The sequence below is a fragment of the Neisseria sp. HMSC064E01 genome, from assembly GCF_001808875.1.
GTDB classification, from domain to species: Bacteria; Pseudomonadota; Gammaproteobacteria; order Burkholderiales; family Neisseriaceae; genus Neisseria; species Neisseria sicca_A.
In genome coordinates, this window is record NZ_KV794887.1 from 1 (window position 1) to 888 (window position 888).

1 protein-coding gene is annotated in these 888 nt (G+C 49.2%); it reads right to left on the reverse strand.

All coding sequences use genetic code 11. The features are described from left to right. Positions 1–145: 145 nt before the first annotated feature. A complete protein-coding gene (locus HMPREF2572_RS02025) occupies positions 146–811 on the reverse strand; it encodes a sulfite exporter TauE/SafE family protein (protein ID WP_070495953.1) in 666 nt (221 codons plus the stop codon). Positions 812–888: the final 77 nt, after the last annotated feature.

Sequence of the window (888 nt, forward strand, 5' to 3'; positions counted from 1 at the left end):
TTGGCTGCCGGCGGCTTGAGCTAAAGCTGCGATCGAATAACGCCACCCGTTGCAAGCAATGAATAAAGGTCGTCTGAAAACGGATGTTCAGACGACCTTTGATATAAGAACCCCTACCCTTTTAAAAAGCGTTTCAGTGCCAGGTTCAAAGCATGACAGCCAAACGAAAAACCGCCCAGCCCGCAACCAATAGCCCGGCGCACAAACGGATGGCTTTACGTTGTAAAAGTGTTTTCAATTGCGCCGCAAAAATCCCCATTGCCAACAAATTCGGCAACGTTCCCAACGCGAAAGCCAACATATACAGCCCGCCCTGCACTGCATTGCCGCTGCCTAAAGCATACAACGAGGCACTGTACACCAAGCCGCAAGGCAGCCAGCCCCACAACATGCCTACGCCGAAACAAGCCGGAACGGATTTAATCGGCAACAGTCGGTTCAGTATCGGATTCAAACGTTTCCATATCGGTCTGCCTATGCGCTCAATCTGCGTAGCCGCCGTAGAAAGACCCGCCAGATACAGCCCCAACAGCAACAACAAAACATTCGCCGCAATATACAAGCCGTTTTGCAGCCAACGCGTATCATCCAAAGAAATACCGATTTGCCCGACCAGCCCGACAATCAAACCAATCAATACATAGCTGCTGATACGTCCCAAATTCAATAGGACAATCAGCCCCAGCCGGTTAAGATGCGGCGGAAGCTGCAACGCAAACGCACTACTCAACCCGCCGCACATCCCGACACAATGCGTACCGCCGAAAAAGCCAAGTAAAAACAGAGTGAAAAAGGTGATGTCGTAATTCATTATTGGAAAGACGATGTGTCGATAGAAGTATAATTTGTCAGAAAAATGGAGAGCGATATGATGAAAGCCATATCTTT